9 protein-coding genes are annotated in these 18,036 nt (G+C 46.8%); 3 read left to right on the top strand and 6 right to left on the bottom strand.

All coding sequences use genetic code 11. The annotated features are described in order from the left end of the window. Positions 1-155: 155 nt before the first annotated feature. Both OIK42_RS09915 and OIK42_RS09910 read right to left on the bottom strand, forming a co-directional pair. On the bottom strand, positions 156-1,397 hold the full coding sequence (locus tag OIK42_RS09915; RefSeq protein ID WP_273640153.1) for an RNA polymerase sigma factor: 1,242 nt from the start codon (positions 1,395-1,397) through the stop codon (positions 156-158). Positions 1,398-1,405: 8 nt separating this feature from the next. Next, entirely contained in the window at positions 1,406-1,744 is a 339-nt protein-coding gene (locus tag OIK42_RS09910; protein WP_273640151.1) for a YciI family protein, read from the bottom strand. A gap of 354 nt (positions 1,745-2,098) precedes the next feature. Here OIK42_RS09910 and OIK42_RS09905 point away from each other — a divergent pair, with 354 nt between their 5' ends. Then, positions 2,099-2,608, top strand: coding sequence for a fasciclin domain-containing protein (locus OIK42_RS09905; protein ID WP_273640149.1), 510 nt, complete (start codon positions 2,099-2,101; stop codon positions 2,606-2,608). 97 nt (positions 2,609-2,705) lie between these two features. Here the strand turns inward: OIK42_RS09905 and OIK42_RS09900 are convergent, their stop codons facing one another. Continuing rightward, positions 2,706-3,239, bottom strand: coding sequence for a PepSY domain-containing protein (locus OIK42_RS09900; RefSeq protein ID WP_273640147.1), 534 nt, complete (start codon positions 3,237-3,239; stop codon positions 2,706-2,708). A gap of 124 nt (positions 3,240-3,363) precedes the next feature. Further along, positions 3,364-5,268 carry a TonB-dependent receptor plug domain-containing protein gene (locus OIK42_RS09895; RefSeq protein ID WP_273640145.1) on the bottom strand — a complete coding sequence of 635 codons (1,905 nt, stop codon included), beginning with the start codon at positions 5,266-5,268 and terminating at the stop codon, positions 3,364-3,366. A 143-nt stretch (positions 5,269-5,411) separates the two neighbouring features. On the opposite strand from OIK42_RS09895, the gene OIK42_RS09890 reads away from it, so the two are divergent. Both OIK42_RS09890 and OIK42_RS09885 read left to right on the top strand, forming a co-directional pair. Continuing rightward, the gene (locus OIK42_RS09890; RefSeq protein WP_273640143.1) at positions 5,412-8,687 is read left to right on the top strand and encodes a VPS10 domain-containing protein; all 3,276 of its coding nucleotides are present in this window, start codon (positions 5,412-5,414) and stop codon (positions 8,685-8,687) included. 240 nt (positions 8,688-8,927) lie between these two features. Next, positions 8,928-12,068: a WD40/YVTN/BNR-like repeat-containing protein gene (locus OIK42_RS09885; RefSeq protein WP_273640141.1), complete on the top strand. Its 3,141-nt coding sequence runs from the start codon at positions 8,928-8,930 to the stop codon at positions 12,066-12,068. 347 nt (positions 12,069-12,415) lie between these two features. Here the strand turns inward: OIK42_RS09885 and OIK42_RS09880 are convergent, their stop codons facing one another. Then, positions 12,416-14,926 carry a hypothetical protein gene (locus OIK42_RS09880; RefSeq protein ID WP_273640139.1) on the bottom strand — a complete coding sequence of 837 codons (2,511 nt, stop codon included), beginning with the start codon at positions 14,924-14,926 and terminating at the stop codon, positions 12,416-12,418. 882 nt (positions 14,927-15,808) lie between these two features. After that, positions 15,809-17,917: a TonB-dependent siderophore receptor gene (locus tag OIK42_RS09875; RefSeq protein ID WP_273640137.1), complete on the bottom strand. Its 2,109-nt coding sequence runs from the start codon at positions 17,915-17,917 to the stop codon at positions 15,809-15,811. Positions 17,918-18,036 lie beyond the last annotated feature (119 nt).

Raw genomic sequence — 18,036 nt, 5'->3', positions numbered from 1 at the left:
AAGCCGCTATCGTTTACTGAACGCAAATTTGGTTAAAAAAGGGAGGCGATAAATTGCCTCCTTTTTTATGTTAGTTCACGCCAATCGCTAACACCAGGCGCTTAAAACTGGCTTCCCGTTGAAACAGCGGCCAGAAATAATTCTTGCATTACCGCCTAACCAGCCTCACCGTGCGTCTTTAATGCCTCAAGCTTGCCTGCTAAATAGGCTTGTTCCACCTGGTTCTGAGTCAGGGCAATGGCACATTGATACGCATCAATAGCGGCATCGTGGCGGTTTAACAGACTGGCAATTTCGGCTTTAGCGGCAAAGAAAGGCTGGTAGCGCTGCAAGCTGGGAGCCAGCGCATTTAATTGCCCGTAGGCTTTGTCGGGAGAACCGCTATAGGCAAGTGCAACGCATTGATTAAGTGCCACAACCGGACTGGGCTGCAAGGTTGCTAACATCTGATACAACGCATAAATTTGTAGCCAGTCGGTTTGTTGCCAGGACGGTGCTTTACAGTGCAAGCCACTAATAGCAGCCTGCAATTGATAAGGCCCGACTGCTGATTGGCGCAGTGCAGCGGTTAGCAGAGCATGGGCTTCTTCGATGGTATGGCGATGCCATGCCGACCTGTCCTGCAGTGCAAGAGGTATATAATCGCCAGTACTGGTGACACGCGCCGATCGCCTGGCCTCATTAAACAACATAAGTGCTTTAAGCCCTGTCACCTCAGGGGTTGATAGCGTGTGTTGGAGTAAGTCGGTGAGGCGCAGTGCTTCATTCGCCAATTCTTCCCGGCTTAAGGTTTGCCCCTCCATTGCCGTGTGCGACTCGTTGTAAATGAGATAGATCACCTCCAGCACACTGGGTAATCGTTGGCTGAGTTGCTCGCCTTGTGGAACATGATAGGGGATTGCGGCACGTTGAATTTTTTGTTTTGCCCGGGTCAGGCGCTGCAGCATGGTCGGTTCTGAGGTTAAAAAAGCGCGGGCGATTTCTCTGGCCGATAATCCGCATAAGGTTTTTAATGTTAATGCGATGCGTGAGTCGCGCGGCAGAGCAGGGTGGCAACAGGTAAATATTAACTTTAGTTGTTCATCTTCAATCTCGTAGTCATCGGCTAACGGCTCTTCTTTTGCCTCAATTTTGCCAATGATTACGTCGCTGTCGGGATGGCTTTTCTGATAATGGTGGCGACGCATCCGATCAATCATGCGCCGTTTTGTAACCGTGAGTAACCACGCACCGAGATTATTGGGCTGGCCCTTATCAGGCCATTGCTCTATTGCCTGTAAACAGGCGTCTTGTAAAGCGTCTTCGATTAAATCCAGATCCTGCGTGTAACAGAGCATGGCCGCAATAATGCGGCCATGCTCTGCTCTGAACAGCCGGGTGAGAGCGTGTTGATCCACGACTTTGGCTATTCGTAGGCCATAACCGGACGCACCTCAACCGTGCCGTAGCGGGCCGAGGGTATTTTGGCTGCCCAGTGAAGAGCAACATCGAGGTTATCGCAATCAAGCAGGTAGTAGCCGCCGAGGGCTTCTTTTGTTTCGGCAAAAGGTCCGTCGGTGATTGATATTTCACCGTCTCTCACCCGCACAGACGTAGCGGTGGAAACCGGTTCCAGCCCTTCACCCGAAATTAATACGCCAGCGGCAGCAGCTTCATCGCTAAACACTGCATATTGTTGCAGTAGTGTGCTCATATCCACATCGTCAGCGCCTTCAACGCCATAAATCAGTAACATATATTGCATGGTTTATTTCCTTGTATAAGTAGTCGGACCGAATTGGAAAGAACATCTCTCCGCTACCACGTCGAACGACCATGGCGGTTTTCGACAGCTGTGCCTACATTTGTCAGTTTTTTAGGCGCGATATGACGCTGCGCGCTTAGGCAAAGCCTCGTGAGCAGTCAAATAACCATATAAAACGATGCATTGGTGCTCGTTGTCGCTACCAGATGTTGTTCATCTTACTTTGGTGTTTAAATTTCATCCATTATTAGTTGGTTGCTGTAACAGCTGTATGCGCAGTCTCGACTTACATGACTGAGGCATGACAATTTTCTTAATGCCGGCTTATTTCGGTCAACTAAAAGGTATTATTTGATGAAAAACTTGATTAAATCCATTGTAATGACTGTCTCTATCGCGGCTGTTTCGATGACGGCACTGGCCAATCACCATGGCGAAAAAAAACATGATATGAAACCATCGGTGGTTTCGATTGCGGTTGATAACCCTGACTTTAGTACACTGGTAACAGCATTAAAGGCGGCTGATTTGGTCGGCGCATTACAAGGTGATGGTCCGTTTACCGTTTTTGCACCCACTAACGATGCTTTTGCAAAACTGCCGGCAGGGACGTTAGAAAGCCTGCTAAAACCTGAAAACAAAGCCAAGCTTGTTGAGATACTCACTTATCATGTGGTACCAGGTAAGGTTACCGCAGGCCAGGTGGTAAAGCTGTCTACAGCTGAAACATTGCAAGGTGGTAGCATTGCGATAAGCACATCTATGGGCAAAGTAATGGTAGATAATGCCACTGTGGTAGCTACCGATATAATGGGCAGCAACGGCGTTATTCACGTAATAGATAGCGTAATATTACCCAAATAGGTGGCAGGCGCTGTGTTTACACGCATTTGTTTGTAACAGAATACAGTTATTAAAGGCACGGCTCATACCGTGCCTTTTTGTATCGCCTGTTGGCCATTTACTCATCGCGTTTTAACCGGTAGGTGCGTTTTTTATATTTGCTTTTCAGGGTGCTAATCAGCAATACAAGGCCACTGCACCACATTACGAATAGCAGGATCCCGGCTGGTAAAAACAGCCACAGCTTTGCTCTTTCAGCAAACCAGCTGCCGTCGTGAATAGACTCGATAATATCGGAACGCCGGTAAGCTACCTGCAGGATTTCACCACTTTGGGCATCTATTTGCGCTTCCCAGCGGTTGTTGGCAAACACTTTGATAATCCCTTTGTCTGGTCGTACGTCGAGTCGGTCGATTTGCTGCCAACCAGTCACGTCCAGCTCGGGAATCGTTTGGGCAATGTGCAGTACTTCACTAAATGGAATTGCCGGTTGTTGCGCTGTACCACGCTGGGTTGGCGGCTGGATCCAGTCTGATTGCTTTTTAATCTGGAGCAATAGCCCGCTGCCAATCACGATTAACGAGGGCACTAATATTAGCAGCGCCGTCCATAAATGCAGTTGTCGGCTAAGTTGTCGAAGTTGGTTGCGCACAGTTATTTTATCTCTGTTTTATTGTCATGGGCATGATAATCGGAATCACGTAAAACACCTAATCACCCGATCAGGCTCCCTTTGCATTCGCTAAAAGCGGTGAACCTATGTATGCAGCATCAGGTTACAAATACGCTGTAATGCTCAGGGTCATATCGCGGCCTGTAGCGAAAGGGGCTAAATCATCTCTTGATGTGACATAGTTTGCATTGGTCAGATTAGTCAGGTTCAACGACATTTCCAGACTATCATTGATGCGATACTGATAACCTGCATCAACTACATCGATGCTTGTTGTCGGTTGTTCCCCGGGCACCTTGTCATGAGATGACTGGCGGTGAGTCAGGGCAATGAAGGCCTGTGACTGGCTGCCAAACCAGGTGAGCGACATACGGTGTTGCGCTGGCGCGATATCCGCTATCGCTTGTCCGTTATTATCCTTACCCGACAACCATTGACCGCCCACACGCAGTTGCCAGTGTGAGCGAGCCCAATCTATGCTGTGGGAGGCCTGATAATTAATGCCGTCTATCCGCGCAGCGCCGAGATTCTGATAGCGCCTTAGTTCATCATTAACAGTGACACGTTCGATGTAGTTATTAATATGCTGGCTAAACACCGTAAACGATACAGTACTGTCAGGTGTTTCATAAATTAACGAGCCTTCTGCGTTTCGGGCGCGCTCCGTACGTAAATCTGTTGCACCTTCTGTGGTGCCCCGTGGTGTGGAACCGTTGTAAAAACGTTCAGTTAAGCTGGGCACCCGAAAGCCATTACTCACGTAGGCAGAAGCATACCATTGCTCAGTAATGGCATGCTTGTAGCCAATAAAGGCACTGAGGTTGTGATCTGATTGTGTGTGACCGCTTAACTTATCGCGCTGATACATGTGAGCGAGCCGGGCGCCTGCGGCCAGCGTGCCGGTAGTGATTTGCTTACTGATATCTGCAGCAACAAATGACTCCCATTGATCAGCACGCAGGTTGGCTCTGGCAAACACCAAGGCGTTGTTGTTATCGCGTTCCTGCTCCTGCACGTTTACGTCGAGCCGTCCATCGACGCCTGCCCGCCATAGCAGCAGCCAATCGCCAAGCGGCATGGCATCGTTTAGTTGTGCGCCCAGGGTACGAGCTTCATTCTGAATGTAGTTAACCCGTTTACCAGGGCGACTAACCACAGTGGTTAGGGCTGCATCATGCACATACAGCGTGGCGTTGTGCCAGTTGAACTCCACTTTCCCCAATAAATGATCATTGTTGGGGTAAAGCGTAGTGCGCGTCTGTGGATCATCGGCGCTGGCTTTGGCAATATTGTTCGAGGTGGAATACAGTATTAATGCGTCTTTTACAGTGCCATGATGATCGGTTTTGCGAAGGGCAAACGCCTGCTGCTCAAATTGGTCGGTAATAGGGTGGCGGTTGGCATCGGTGCTATTGTTGGCGTGTCGGTGGTTGAACAACCAACTCCAGGATTGTGAGTCATCGGTGCCATAAAATGCTACTTCACGGTAATCATTGCGCAGCCCGTAGTTAACGTCCAACGTGGATTGCCGGGGTGTGGCCAGAGCAAAGTTAATACCGCCGCCTATTGCGCCGGAGCCTAGCTGTGTAGATGCGGCACCGGTGATGAGTGACGCCCGGCCCACCATATCAGGCGGTAAAAATTCCACCGCAGTGCCTGCGCGCCTATCGGTGTGAATGGGAATGCCTTCGACCTGAGTGCTCATTCGCCAGCGGGAATAACCACGAATACTAATAGTCTGAAACAAGCCACCCTGACCGTTTAAGTTAATCGCCGGGGCGTCGCTCAATAGTGTTGCCAGGCTATTGTTACTAAAACTGGTTTCGGTAAATATCTGTTGCGAGGGCTGAATTTTTAGCACATTACTCAACGCATCAGGGGCGCGTTCAGTCACTTTTATACGCAGTGTTTCATCAGGCGATTGAGCGAAAAGTACCGGGCTAACCATAACCCCCAGTAAAGCAACAACCCTTAACAGAAGCTGTAATTCATGGTGACTGCCTGACAACGTATACTCCTTTGCCATGATATTTGTATTGATATTGTGCCATTGTCCCGATTGCATGAATAACAGGATGTTATTGATCGTGTTGGAATTTCATTTTATCTTGAATTAGGGATAACAATAAAAATTATACAATCGGAGACACTATGCAGAAAATAATTAAAACTGCTCTTATTGCAACAGCGCTGCTCAGTACCCAGGGGCTGGCAGCAAAAAACACCAACGACACCCCCATATCCCCCTTTAACGCTGAAACCTTTAGCGCATTAAAAATGCGTAACATTGGCCCGGCTTATATGTCCGGGCGTATCGCCGACATTGCCGTTGATCAAAACAACCCAAATATTTGGTACACCGCGGTGGGTTCGGGGGGCGTGTGGAAAACCGTCAACGCCGGAACTACCTGGACACCGATCTTTGATGAGCAAGCTGTTTACTCCACAGGCGATGTTACCATAGACCCGTCTAATTCAAATATTGTCTGGGTTGGAACCGGCGAGAATAACGGCGGACGTCATATCAGTTTTGGTGACGGTATTTACAAATCCCTCGATGGCGGTAAAACCTGGCAAAATATGGGGCTGGCCAAATCAGAGCATATCTCCGATATTATTGTTCATCCAACGGATTCCAATACTGTATGGGCGGCGGTACAAGGCCCGCTATGGACCAGTGGCGGTGAACGAGGCCTGTATAAAACTATCGACGGTGGTAAAACCTGGAAAAGAGTACTGACGCCTGAAGACGAATGGACGGGTGTAACCTCATTGCTTATTGATCCCACTAATCCGGATCGTCTTTATGCCGCTACCTGGTCACGTCAGCGCACCATTGCCGCGTATGTAGGAACAGGTCCTGGTGCAGGCATTTTTACCAGCGAAGACGGTGGCGAAAGCTGGACAGAACTAAAGACCGGTTTGCCGAAGGGCAATATGGGCAAAATCGGCATGGCCATATCGGCCATGCAGCCAGAGGTGTTATACGCCACAATCGAAACCGATAACCGTAAAGGTGGATTTTACCGCAGCAGCAATTATGGTGCGAGTTGGGAGAAAATGTCTGATGAGGTAGGCGCTGGTACAGGCCCGCATTATTATCAGGAAATTTTTGCTGATCCCCATCAATTTGACCGGGTTTATATTGCCAGTAACTACAGTAAAGTATCCGATGACGGCGGTAAAACCTGGACACCCATCAACACCGACCGCAAACATGTGGATGATCATGCGTTTGCGTTTCACCCCACGGATCCTGACTTTGTGTTAATTGGGTCAGATGGCGGCATTTATATGTCGCACGACCGCATGGCAAACTGGCGCTACATTGCCAACCTGCCGCTGGCGCAGTTTTATAAAGTGGCACCGGACGATTCCTCGCCGTTTTACATGATATATGGCGGTACGCAGGATAACTCAACCCAGGGCGGCCCCTCACGCACGCGTAAAAAAGAGGGCATTAAAAACAAAGATTGGTTTTTAGCCTTAGGCGGCGACGGTCATCAGCCGGCAACTGAGCCTGGCAATCCGGATATTGTGTATGCGCAGTCACAACAAGGTAATTTAGCTCGTCACGACGTCAACACCCGTGAAAGCCTGAGCATCCAGCCACAGCCAAGACCGGGCGAGCCGGCGGAGCGTTATAACTGGGATGCACCCATAAATGTCTCGGCGCACGATCCTAAACGCATTTACTTTGCCTCACAGCGCGTGTGGCGCTCGGATGACCGCGGCAATAGCTGGACGCCGTTATCCGGCGATCTCACTAAAAACGGCAACCGCATGCATATGCCAATGATGGGCAGGACCTGGTCGGTAGAGGCTGGTTGGGATATCTATGCCATGTCGGAATTTCATACCATCGCTAACTTTGCGGAAAGCCCGGTGGATGAAAATATCCTGTGGGTAGGGACTGACGATGGCTTGATTCAGGTCACAACCAATGGCGGTAAAACCTGGAAAAAGATTGATTTAAAAGACATAAAAGGTATTCCGTCGACAGCCTATGTGAACGACATTCGTGCCGACCTGTTCGATCCAAACACGGTGTATGTGGCCCTGGACAACCACAAGTACGGCGACTATAAGCCTTACCTGATTAAAACCACTGATCTGGGTAAAAAATGGACGTCACTTGCACAAACACTGCCTGACAAACACCTGGTGTGGCGGATTGTGCAGGATCATGAGAACGAAAACCTGCTGTTTATTGGTACCGAGTTTGGCATTTTCTTTACTGTGGATGGTGGCAAGCAATGGGTAGAACTTAATGGCGGCATGCCGACTATTTCGACCCGCGATGTAAAAATACAGCGACGCGAGAATGATCTGGTAGCCGGTACCTTTGGCCGCGGGATATATATTCTGGACGATTACGGCCCGCTAAGAGCCTTAACGCCCGAATCACTCAAAGAAGACGCGATGCTATTTGCGCCAAGCCGGCCGGTAAAATGGTACCGCGAAGATACCAATCACAGCGACTCTGACGGGAATGACCGGTTCGTTGCTGAGAATCCGCCTTATGGTGCAACACTCACCTATTATTTAAAAGATAGTCTGCTAACCGCCAGGGAAAAGCGCCAGCAAGCCGAAAAAGCGATGGTTGAAAAGGAAAACTATCCTAAGTACCCGAGCTGGACAGACATCGAGAAAGAAAATCAGGAAGCTGAGCCGGCAGTGTACGTTGAGATCAAGGACACCAACGGCAACGTGGTTAACCGGGTTACCGGCGATGTGACCAAGGGGCTGCACCGTATCACCTGGGATATGACCTATGCCAAAGCCAGTGCTGTTACCGGCGGTAAAACTTCACGGTGGCATCCGCTGGGGAAAGGACTCGTTGCGCCTACAGGGACTTATACTGCAACCTTATTCAAGCGGGTAGGGAGCAACATAACCGCCTTGGCTGCACCGGTAGAGTTTGAATTACAGGCAATTTATAACAACTCCATCGAAGGGCCTTCGGATGAGCAGATTTTGCGCTTCGGTAAGCAACTTGTTGCCGCAGAAAAACGCTTATCCGCTGTCACAGCGGTATTAAAAGCGTTGCCGGATACGATGGCACTTATTCGCAGCGCCATAGATCAAACGCCAGGCAATCTGGAGGCGCTGGAAAAAAGTTATGCTGAAATAACTGCCGAAATTAACCGCCTTAAACAGGAGGTATACGGTTTGGAGTCGCGTGATCGTATGGGAAAAAAACCGGCTAACATTAACAGCCGACTGCGATTTGCGATGTCGGCCAACCGCTCTTCTTACGGACCAACGCAACAGCATATTGAGCAGTTTGGTTTCGCAACAGAAGGGCTGGAGGAAGTCAGTACCGGTATTGCTGCCCTGCAACAGGACGCTATACCAACGCTGCAGTCAGCCATCATGAAAGCTGGTGGCCCATGGACACCGGGAGCACCGGTAATAACCGATTAAAATAAGCTTCGGTAATATTCAAAGCGCCTCCATTAGCCAGCCTGGCTTTGGGGGCGCTTTGCTTTGAGCCACCTGTTAACCTTATACCTTAAGTGAACAGGCTCGCATTACCCTGCCTGTATGCTAAACAACGCTATTGGGGTAAAGTGATGAATACATGCGCTTAAAAGCCTTTGCTCAATCTGCGCATCGTTGCATTATGGGTTTAGTTTTACCAAAACAATAATAAGGCGCTCAATAATGATCTCACGGCGAACACTCGTAGCGATGGTTGTGTCGGTTGGCACATTAGTAAGTATGTCTCCATCTGCTTATGCACTCAAAGACACCGTTAACCCCGAACTTTTTGATAAAATGGAATACCGTTTTATTGGCCCTTATCGTGGTGGCCGTTCGGTTGCAGTAACGGGCGTTGAAGGCAATACCAATCTGTATTACATGGGGACCGCCGGAGGAGGGGTGTGGAAAACCGACGATGCCGGTTTGTCGTGGCAACCACTCTCCGATGACGATTTTGCAGTGGGCAGTATCGGCTCAATTGCGGTGGCGCCTTCCGATCCGAACGTTATTTATGTTGGTACAGGCGAAGGCCCGATCCGGGGCGTTACAACCAGCCATGGTAAAGGTATTTATAAATCCACCGATGGTGGTGAAACCTGGCAGCTTGTAGGGTTAGACAAGCGGGGCCAAATCCCTAAGATTCGTATTCACCCTGACAACCCAGACATTGCCTGGGCTGCAGTACAAGGCAATATTTGGGCGCCCAACGAAGAGCGTGGTATTTACAAAACCACCGATGGCGGTAAAACCTGGCAGCATGTGCTTAAGGTTAATGCCGACACTGGCGCCGCCGATTTAACCATAGATCCCTCTAACCCCAGAGTGTTATATGCCAGCATGTGGCACCATGGTCGTACCCCCTGGTTTATAAAATCCGGCGGTGAGGGCGGTGGTTTATACAAGTCTACCGACGGCGGCGACACCTGGAATAAACTGGAAAACGGCTTACCGTCATTAATTGGTAAGGTGGGCATCGACATTGCCGCGTCTAATCCCAAGCGTTTATATGCCATTATTGAAGCCGATGAAGGCGGGCTGTATCGCAGTAACGATGCCGGTAAATCCTGGCAGCTGATGAACGGCGACAACATTCTTCAGGCGCGCGCCTGGTATTACAACCACATAAAGGTTGATCCCAATGACGAAAATACCCTGTACGTAATGAATGTGCAGCTGCATAAGTCTATAGACGGCGGTAAAACCTTTGAAATTAAGTCGCTGCCGCATGGTGACACCCACGATATGTGGATTAACCCGGACAACAGCCTGAACATGATTAACGCCAACGACGGCGGGGCAACGGTTACCTTTGATGGCGGCGATTCGTGGTCGACCATTTATAATCAGCCAACCGCCCAGTTTTACCGGGTGATTACCGACAATCTAAACCCTTATTACGTGTATGGCGGCCAGCAGGATAACACCACCATGGCAACGCCCTCGGCAACGTGGGACAGCGGTATTAGCATTGATGAACAGTTCGCTGTGGGCGGTGGGGAAAGCGCCCATATTGCCTTTGATGCCGATAACCCTGAGCTGATTTACGCCACTACCATTAATGGTACGCTCACTGAATACAATCGCGATAACGGATTAACCCGCCCGATTATGCCTTATCCGGAATACGTATTTGGTCGCAATGCGCGCGATCAAAAATACCGGACTAACTGGAATGCGCCGGTATTGGTGTCGCAACACGATCCTAAAACCGTGTACTACGGCACGCAAATGATCCTCAAAACCACCGACAGGGGAGTTAACTGGCAGGAAATCAGCCCGGATTTAACCCGCAACGATCCCGAAAAGCAAGGCCTTAACGGCGGTCCAATCACCAATGAGCAGGCTGGAGCCGAGTATTACAACACGGTGTTTTATATTGCTGAATCGCCGGTAAATGCCGGTGAGCTTTGGGTGGGAGCTGATGATGGTAAATTGCACCTGACTCGCAACGAAGGTAAAAGCTGGCAGGATATTACGCCGCATAAAAAAGAAGCGCAGGTGAATGCCATCGAATTAAGCCCCCATAACGAGGGGACAGCTTACGTTGCAGTCACTGGCTACAAGCTCAATGATTACAGCCCGTATATTTATAAGACCGAAAACTACGGTAAGCGCTGGAAACGTATTGACGATGGTTTACCCGAAGACGCGTTTGTTAGGGTGGTACGAGAAGACACTGAGCGTGAAGGCATGCTGTATGCCGGTACCGAAAGCGGCATGTTTGTGAGTTTTGACGACGGTGATAACTGGCAAGTGCTTGATTTAAACCTGCCGCCGGTGGCCATTACCGACATGAAAGTGAAAGGAGACGATCTGGTCGTCGCCACGCAAGGACGAGGCTTCTGGATATTAGACGACATCAGCCCGCTGCGAGAGGTACACAAATCCTTAGAGGATGAAGCGCTGTTCCAGTTTGAACCTGTTGACGGCATTCGTTTACTCTCAGGTGGCAGCATGAGCGACCAACCCCAGGCGAAAAACCCGCCACGGGGTGCGACATTCCGCTATTACCTTAAAGAAGAACCTGCGGAAGACCAAGCTCTGCGCATTGATATTTTTGATAGTCAAAATCAACTGGTTCGCTCGTTATCATCAACGCCTGGTGCGTTTGAGAAATGTGCCAAGGGGAATGAAGATGTACGCAGCCCGGTGCGCTTTTCATATCCTTCAACTAACGTAGGATACAATGAGTTTGTGTGGGACTTACGCCGCGAAGGGCTTAATTGTATTGATAATGTCATGCTGTTTGGCGGCTGGAAGGGCGCTCGTGTAATGCCGGGTGATTATAAAGCCAAAATCAGCATCGGCGATGTTAGCCAAACCCGGAGTTTTAAAGTACTCCCGGATCCCAGAGAAGAAGCCAACGCAGCGCAGTTACAAGTGGTTGAAAAGAGCATTAAGGCAACCGAAACGCTGCTGAATGACTTGTTCGCCCATTTGCAAAAAGCACGCAGCGTGCGCTCACAGTTAAATGGCGTCACCGAGACCAATATGATGCTGGCCAGTGAAGTATCGGCATCTATTGACCGGATTGTCAGTGCTATTGATGATTGGGAGTCACTGGTAATACAGCCTAAGCACCAGACTTTCGAAGATGACATTAACTGGCCAAACATGCTCGACAGACAGGTGCGCTTTTTAATGGATAACTTCGACAGAACCGGCGCACCCGCACAAGCCGGCGCGTTAAAACGTCTGGACGACCTGGAATCTCAGTGGCAGCAATATAAAGTGCAGCTGGAAACCTTATTCAGTGAGCAGGTTAAACCGCTGAATGAAAAATTATCCAAACAAGGCGCTTACGACTTAGAAAGTTTGTAGGCACCAATAGCCAGTACAATAAACATATCTGGATAAAAGCCCCGAACAGTTTCGCTGTGCGGGGCTTTTTACTGACCGCGTAAGTATTAAGTAATGCTCAACATTGAGCAGGCGCATGTTAAAAGAACTCGATAGTGTGTCTACCGTTAATCGTTTGTCTAACAAGCAACTGAGTAGCTTTGGGCGCTAACAATAGCAAAAAACGAAATATTCGTTAATCCCAAATGGCGAGTTGTTTACTCGTAGCTACAAAAAACGGCTCACTTTTTTGATTAAGCAAGCCGTTTTGATAAGCAGAACAAGCGAAATATAATACGGCTTAATAAGCCTTGCTTAATCTCCGCTACCTACAGTGTAGTGGCAATAGCTCTGTCTCCAGTTGAAAGGTCAACGATAAACAGTACATTTTCTATCTCGTCTAATACAAATGCGCGTTCTCTTTCGGAATCTAAAGAAAATGCAATTGCTCCCTGCATCTTAGGGCCAGTACCTCTACTTGGGCCAGAAATAACGGTGCGATCACCTGTTTCTATGTCAATGTATAACAATGCTTGGCTATCATTATCCAAAGCAATCAGATCATTTGAAGTGTTGTCAAGCGCAATAACCGATGCATTTAGTTTGGGCCCGGTACCAACATCTGTATTTGCCACTAATCTCATTACGCCGGTTGTTAAATTAGCTTCAAAAATCGCTTTCAATTGATAGTCAGCAATGTAAACAAGCTCTCCGCCATTCTGTAATGCTATGTGCGATATAGAACTTAGGTTATATCCAGATAAATTGATATTTGCTCTATCACCAGTTACCAAGTCAATCTCAAAGAGCTGGCCATTGTTTGTAGCCAAAAGGCGATTGTTACTCGCATCAAGCGTAATATTCTTCGCATCCACCAGAGGACCATCGCCCAATTGAGCATTAGAGATCGCATATAGTTCTGTGTTGCTCAGATTGAGTTTAGAAATTGACATATCATCTGAATAACCAGAGGAAAGGTAAATAACTTGGTTCTCATCGTCGATAAATGAACTTCGTAGCGTTGAAATTTGAGCCTGGAAACCCGCTGTATTAACAGGTAACTCTGTTGTTGAGCCGTTATTAGCGCTAAAAGACACTGGCCCTATCTCAGAAAAGCCGAGAATTATTGAGTCATTGGATTGGTCATAACCCGCAGCAAAGTTTTCTAGATTAAGAGTAGTTTTTGCTTCTGCAATAACATTTTTTGAACTGTCATTTAAATCTACTGCAAGAATTGACTGTTTCTTTGTATTATTATCGCCAAATACAAGAAGTCGGCTACCGTTATCATGAACTATGATGTCTTCTCGTTTTCGTTCCGTGTAGCTCTCAACCGGTATTTCTGACAGCCATGTACGTTCTCCCGTAGCAAGGTTAACACTTTCTACAGAAATCGCTTCTAATTGTTCACTAGATGAGACGAACGATACAGAGTTGTCAGCTAAGACACCACTGTTTGATAAAGGGCGCCAGTCAGTGGTTACCGGGAATGAATACTGATCGTAGTTTGATAGCGTTGTTGTATCACCTGTTGCAATATCTATCCCCACCAATGCGCCAATCTGCGTAGCAGAAATAATGCGGCCATTTGCACTATCAAACTTCATATCAACGGGCTCGAAATATTTACCGACTCCGATATTTAACTCACTATCGTCTTCCCAGCGATGGGCTCTTGATAGCACTGACAGCTCGCCTGTATTAATGTCTATTGACAGAAGACTTACATAATAGTCGCTGCAAAGCTTGTAACCGTGACAAAACAATTCCAGAGCTAGGAGTCGGTTGTTTTCAACGTCAATAACCATATCGGTGATTTCTGATACATGAACGTCGTCAACTGGGTTTACCGCTATGTGTGAAAGACCATCATTCGTTAAAAGCTCGCGTTGACCGTTGGTCGTATCAACCGACACTATGGTACTACCTTCGCCAGCCAAACTGGTGGCTACAAAAATAGTGTCGTTTAATCCATGGTAGGCAATAGAGGAAAGCCCTTCCTCAAAAGATATACTTTGCTGCCAATCTGAAACTATCTTTCTCGTGCCAGTTGCCAAATCGACGGAAAAAATCATGTCTCGAGTATTATCTACAGCAAAGAAACGGCTATTCGGTTCATCAAGAGCGACAGCATTCACACCTGTAAAAAACACATTTTCAGCATTGTTTAGCGCAAAGTCTTTTTCAATCTGTTGGTCGTTTTGAAGGTTCAAGCTTATGTTGACATCAATTCGCTCACTCATAACATCGATAGGTAACTCGACACTCCAGTCTCCTTCAGCGTTAATATCTACTGAAGCTTGAACACCGTTCACTGTGATCGATGCTATATCCGTTGAAAGCAGTTCCCCATCTTCTTCATCGTAAACATAACCCCTTACGAGGGTTGCTGCTTCAGTGCCACCTACGTTAGCTTCTGGGGAAGGGTACGAGAGAGAGAAGTCAATTTGACTATCATCGAGCACTTCGATGACCACGGTTTGCTGAGCAACGGTATTGGTTGAACTGCGTGCTTCAATTACTACTTCATAGAAATTATTACTATCTGAGTCTAGAGGCGTTTCAAAATCGGGCGCGACCTTGAAAGTGAGCAAACCATTGACCCCATCGATAATGAAAAGATCACTATCCGGTGAATCTAATAAGCGATATGAAATAGAAGAATTATCTTGGCTAACAGCAGACGCAATGTAAGAAGTTTCTTTTAAATTCTCAAATACACTTCCAACGGGTTCTGAGTCGAAATTGGGTGCAGGTTCTGTAGAGTCTTTCGAACTCCCTCCGCATGATACCGTTAATACACTAAGTGCCGAAGCTAGAATTAAATGCTTGTGTTTCATTTTCCATCCCTGATGAATAACAAGAGTCCTTTTCGACAATTATGATTTGACGAATGAATTTAAACTAAACTTAATGCCGATGCTCTCGGATTCGGTTGACGGTAGCAAACAATTCAAGCAATCACAAATAAGAAGTAGCGCAACAATAAAGAGACTCTCAGGCTTCTTGTGGCATACCATCTTCTATTGCATCAGCATAGACTGATGATCTCTATAAGACCTTAATTTTGTCGAAGAATAAACCGTATGTGCTAACTGCACCTTATGGTCCTAAGTAGCAAAACTTCGACGAAAACATGAGATAAAAGTAATGACGCTCGCAAGTAAGCCACTGGCTTATATATGGCGAGCTTTTTATGCATTTAACCCGTTGATGGGGTACGATGTTTCAATCACTACACATTTTTCTGACCCGTAGCACCGCTGTTCTAGCTACCACCTTTTTCGGTGTCAGCCCGGCACGTATAAGGAAAATTAACGCCATGTCCAACGGCTGGGAAGTGTCTAGATTACTAGTGGCGATTCAAACCACTCAAATATAACAACAAAAATATCAACTATGCATTACTCAAGATGGCTGTGAGTAAAGTCAGCAAACTAGTGATGTACTAAACTAACTATGTTTAGTATTTAACATAATATACATTATGCGCAATCAAGTATGTTTATGATTAGGGTGGCTGCTGCGTATACCATACACGGCAAAAGCCTGTGCACGGTATACTTCGCAGCGACCAGCTTATAACGATTTAACGATGTAGATCCCCATGAGCGTGACTTTCACCGTCCACGAGCTTGGAACAATTTCGCCTGTGCTTTTCAGCACGATACCTCCGCCTTTGGCTCGACGTCTGCAAACCGGCGTAAATAGCTCAAACGAAGTTAAAATGTATACGTTAAGCTCAATCTGTAATTTACCGGTTCCCCTGGCTGAGTCCAAATAGCAGAATACGAATTGGAATAGTATTTTTTATCCAGCAAATTATTGACATTAAATTGTAAGCTTACATCATCATTCACATAATATTTTGCGAACATATTTACTAATGTGAAAGACGGTAAGTAATAGCTAGGATCAATGGTTTCACCTAGTCTCTTACCTACATGCTGTATAGCGAGCCCTACAGTTGCATTTAAATCAATGACGTCGTTTAAATCTCCCTTGATTTGAACATTGGCACTGTGTTTAGGAATATTGAGTAATGGGCTACCTTTTGGCAGTTTTACCCACCAATCAGGATTAACGGTATCGTTTGCTGTTTTAGCGTCAGTATAAGTATAAGCAAAATCAAATGAGACACTGTTGGTTATGTCGCCATGTAAATCAAATTCAACGCCATCGCTTGTAACTTCACCTAACGCAGTCGATACACCAGCTTGCAGATCTGTAGTTAACATATTGCTTTTTTCAGCGCTAAACACTGTAAAGCTGCCACTCATACTATCAGTATTAAACTTAACACCAGCCTCGAAAGAAGCTGTTTCCTCAGGCTCAAATGCATCACCATTACTATCGTAGCCGCTGTTGGGTCTGAAGCCTTCAGAATAGCTTGTGTAGTACTGAAGGTTGTCTGAGTAGGCATACACAAGACCGACACGCGGGCTAAATGTACTCTGATCACTTTTAGACTGTTTCTGATTAATATGATTATCTATTTGCTGATCAAACCAATCAAACCGGCCACCCACTTGCACTTTCCATTGCGCAGTTAGGTCTATTTGGTCCTGAACATAAACCCCGTAGCTATGCTGAACTTCAGTGCTGTTATACAATAGTGAGCCTTCGGGTGCCGTCTTTCCATACACTGGGTTATACATGTTAATAGCATAACGGGTGTCTTCAAGGGTTGGGCGATACCGATACCACAATTTATCAAAATCGAACTTGCTGGCATCTGCGCCAATTAATAAGTGATGTGTAAAACCAGCAAGCTCAACACTACCGCTAAGCTCTGTTCGCGCAGACAGATACTTTGTTTGATAGTCGCGCTGATTATGCTGCCTACTCAATGTTTCGCCATCTTTGAAATAAACTTGTCGACCTGGCGCAAGTTCGGCATCACTCGATTCACTTAAAAATGTCGAATCACTATAACTAAAGCCATTCAAAAGAGACCATTGACCAATTTGGTGCTCAAACGTAAGTTGATGAGATATAGCATCAACCTCTGTTGGTTTATCACTTGGTTCACCTAAAAAGGTGTTAATCGGCAATGCATCTATTTTTCCATCGATGGCAACAATACCACGGTCAAAGGTTGCGCTTTGATCGACATACTCGAGCTCATAATTCAACTTTGATGTATCTGAAATTAACCATAAAATTGAAGGTGTGACTACCGTTTTACCAGACTCATGGTAGTCTCGGAAACTTTCACCATCTTCGACAGCCCCATTTATTCTAAAAGCTACGTTTTCTGAAATAGCATTGGTGTAGTCAGCTTCTGCACGGTAATTTTGCCAGCTCCCCAACGTTACTTTTATATCGCCCTGCTCTGCAAACTGTGGTTTTTTAGTAATTATATTAATCGTCCCCCCTGGCTCAGAACGACCATAAAGCGCAGAGCCTGGTCCTTTCATTATTTCTACGTACTCGATATTACTCGTATCACGTGTACCGCTAAAGCTTCTGCCAGATGAGTAGCCATTAATTAAAAAACCTGACGGAATACTTTCATCACCAACCAGACCACGGATTGCGAAACTTTCCCATAAACCACCAAAATCATTTTGCTCAGTAATACTTGGGGTTAAATCAAAAATATCGGTCAACGTGCTCACTGCTGCATAATCAAGGCTTTCTGTTGAAATAAATTCAACACTCTGTGGTTGCTCGCTCATAGGAACATCTCCACGAAACGCTTGCCGAACACCTGAAACAGATATTTTCTCTATATTCGGTGGCGCTGTTGTTGCGTAAACGGCTGGAGTCAAAATCGTGCTAATAGCAATTGAAAGGGCTGAAAAGTGAAATCGGTTAATAATAGTCATTTTATCTCTTGGGTATAAGTAAAGCTTAATCGGTTAAGTTTCACGCTGATAGTGTCAATAGATCCCATAAGCTAATCCCTTCAGCAGCGGTAAACTTACCGGCAAAAGACTCTGTTATG

Origin of the sequence: Alteromonas gilva, from assembly GCF_028595265.1 — a bacterium.
GTDB classification, from domain to species: Bacteria; Pseudomonadota; Gammaproteobacteria; order Enterobacterales; family Alteromonadaceae; genus Alteromonas; species Alteromonas gilva.
Note: the sequence above shows the minus strand (reverse complement) of the source record. Positions and strands in the feature narration are given on the sequence as shown.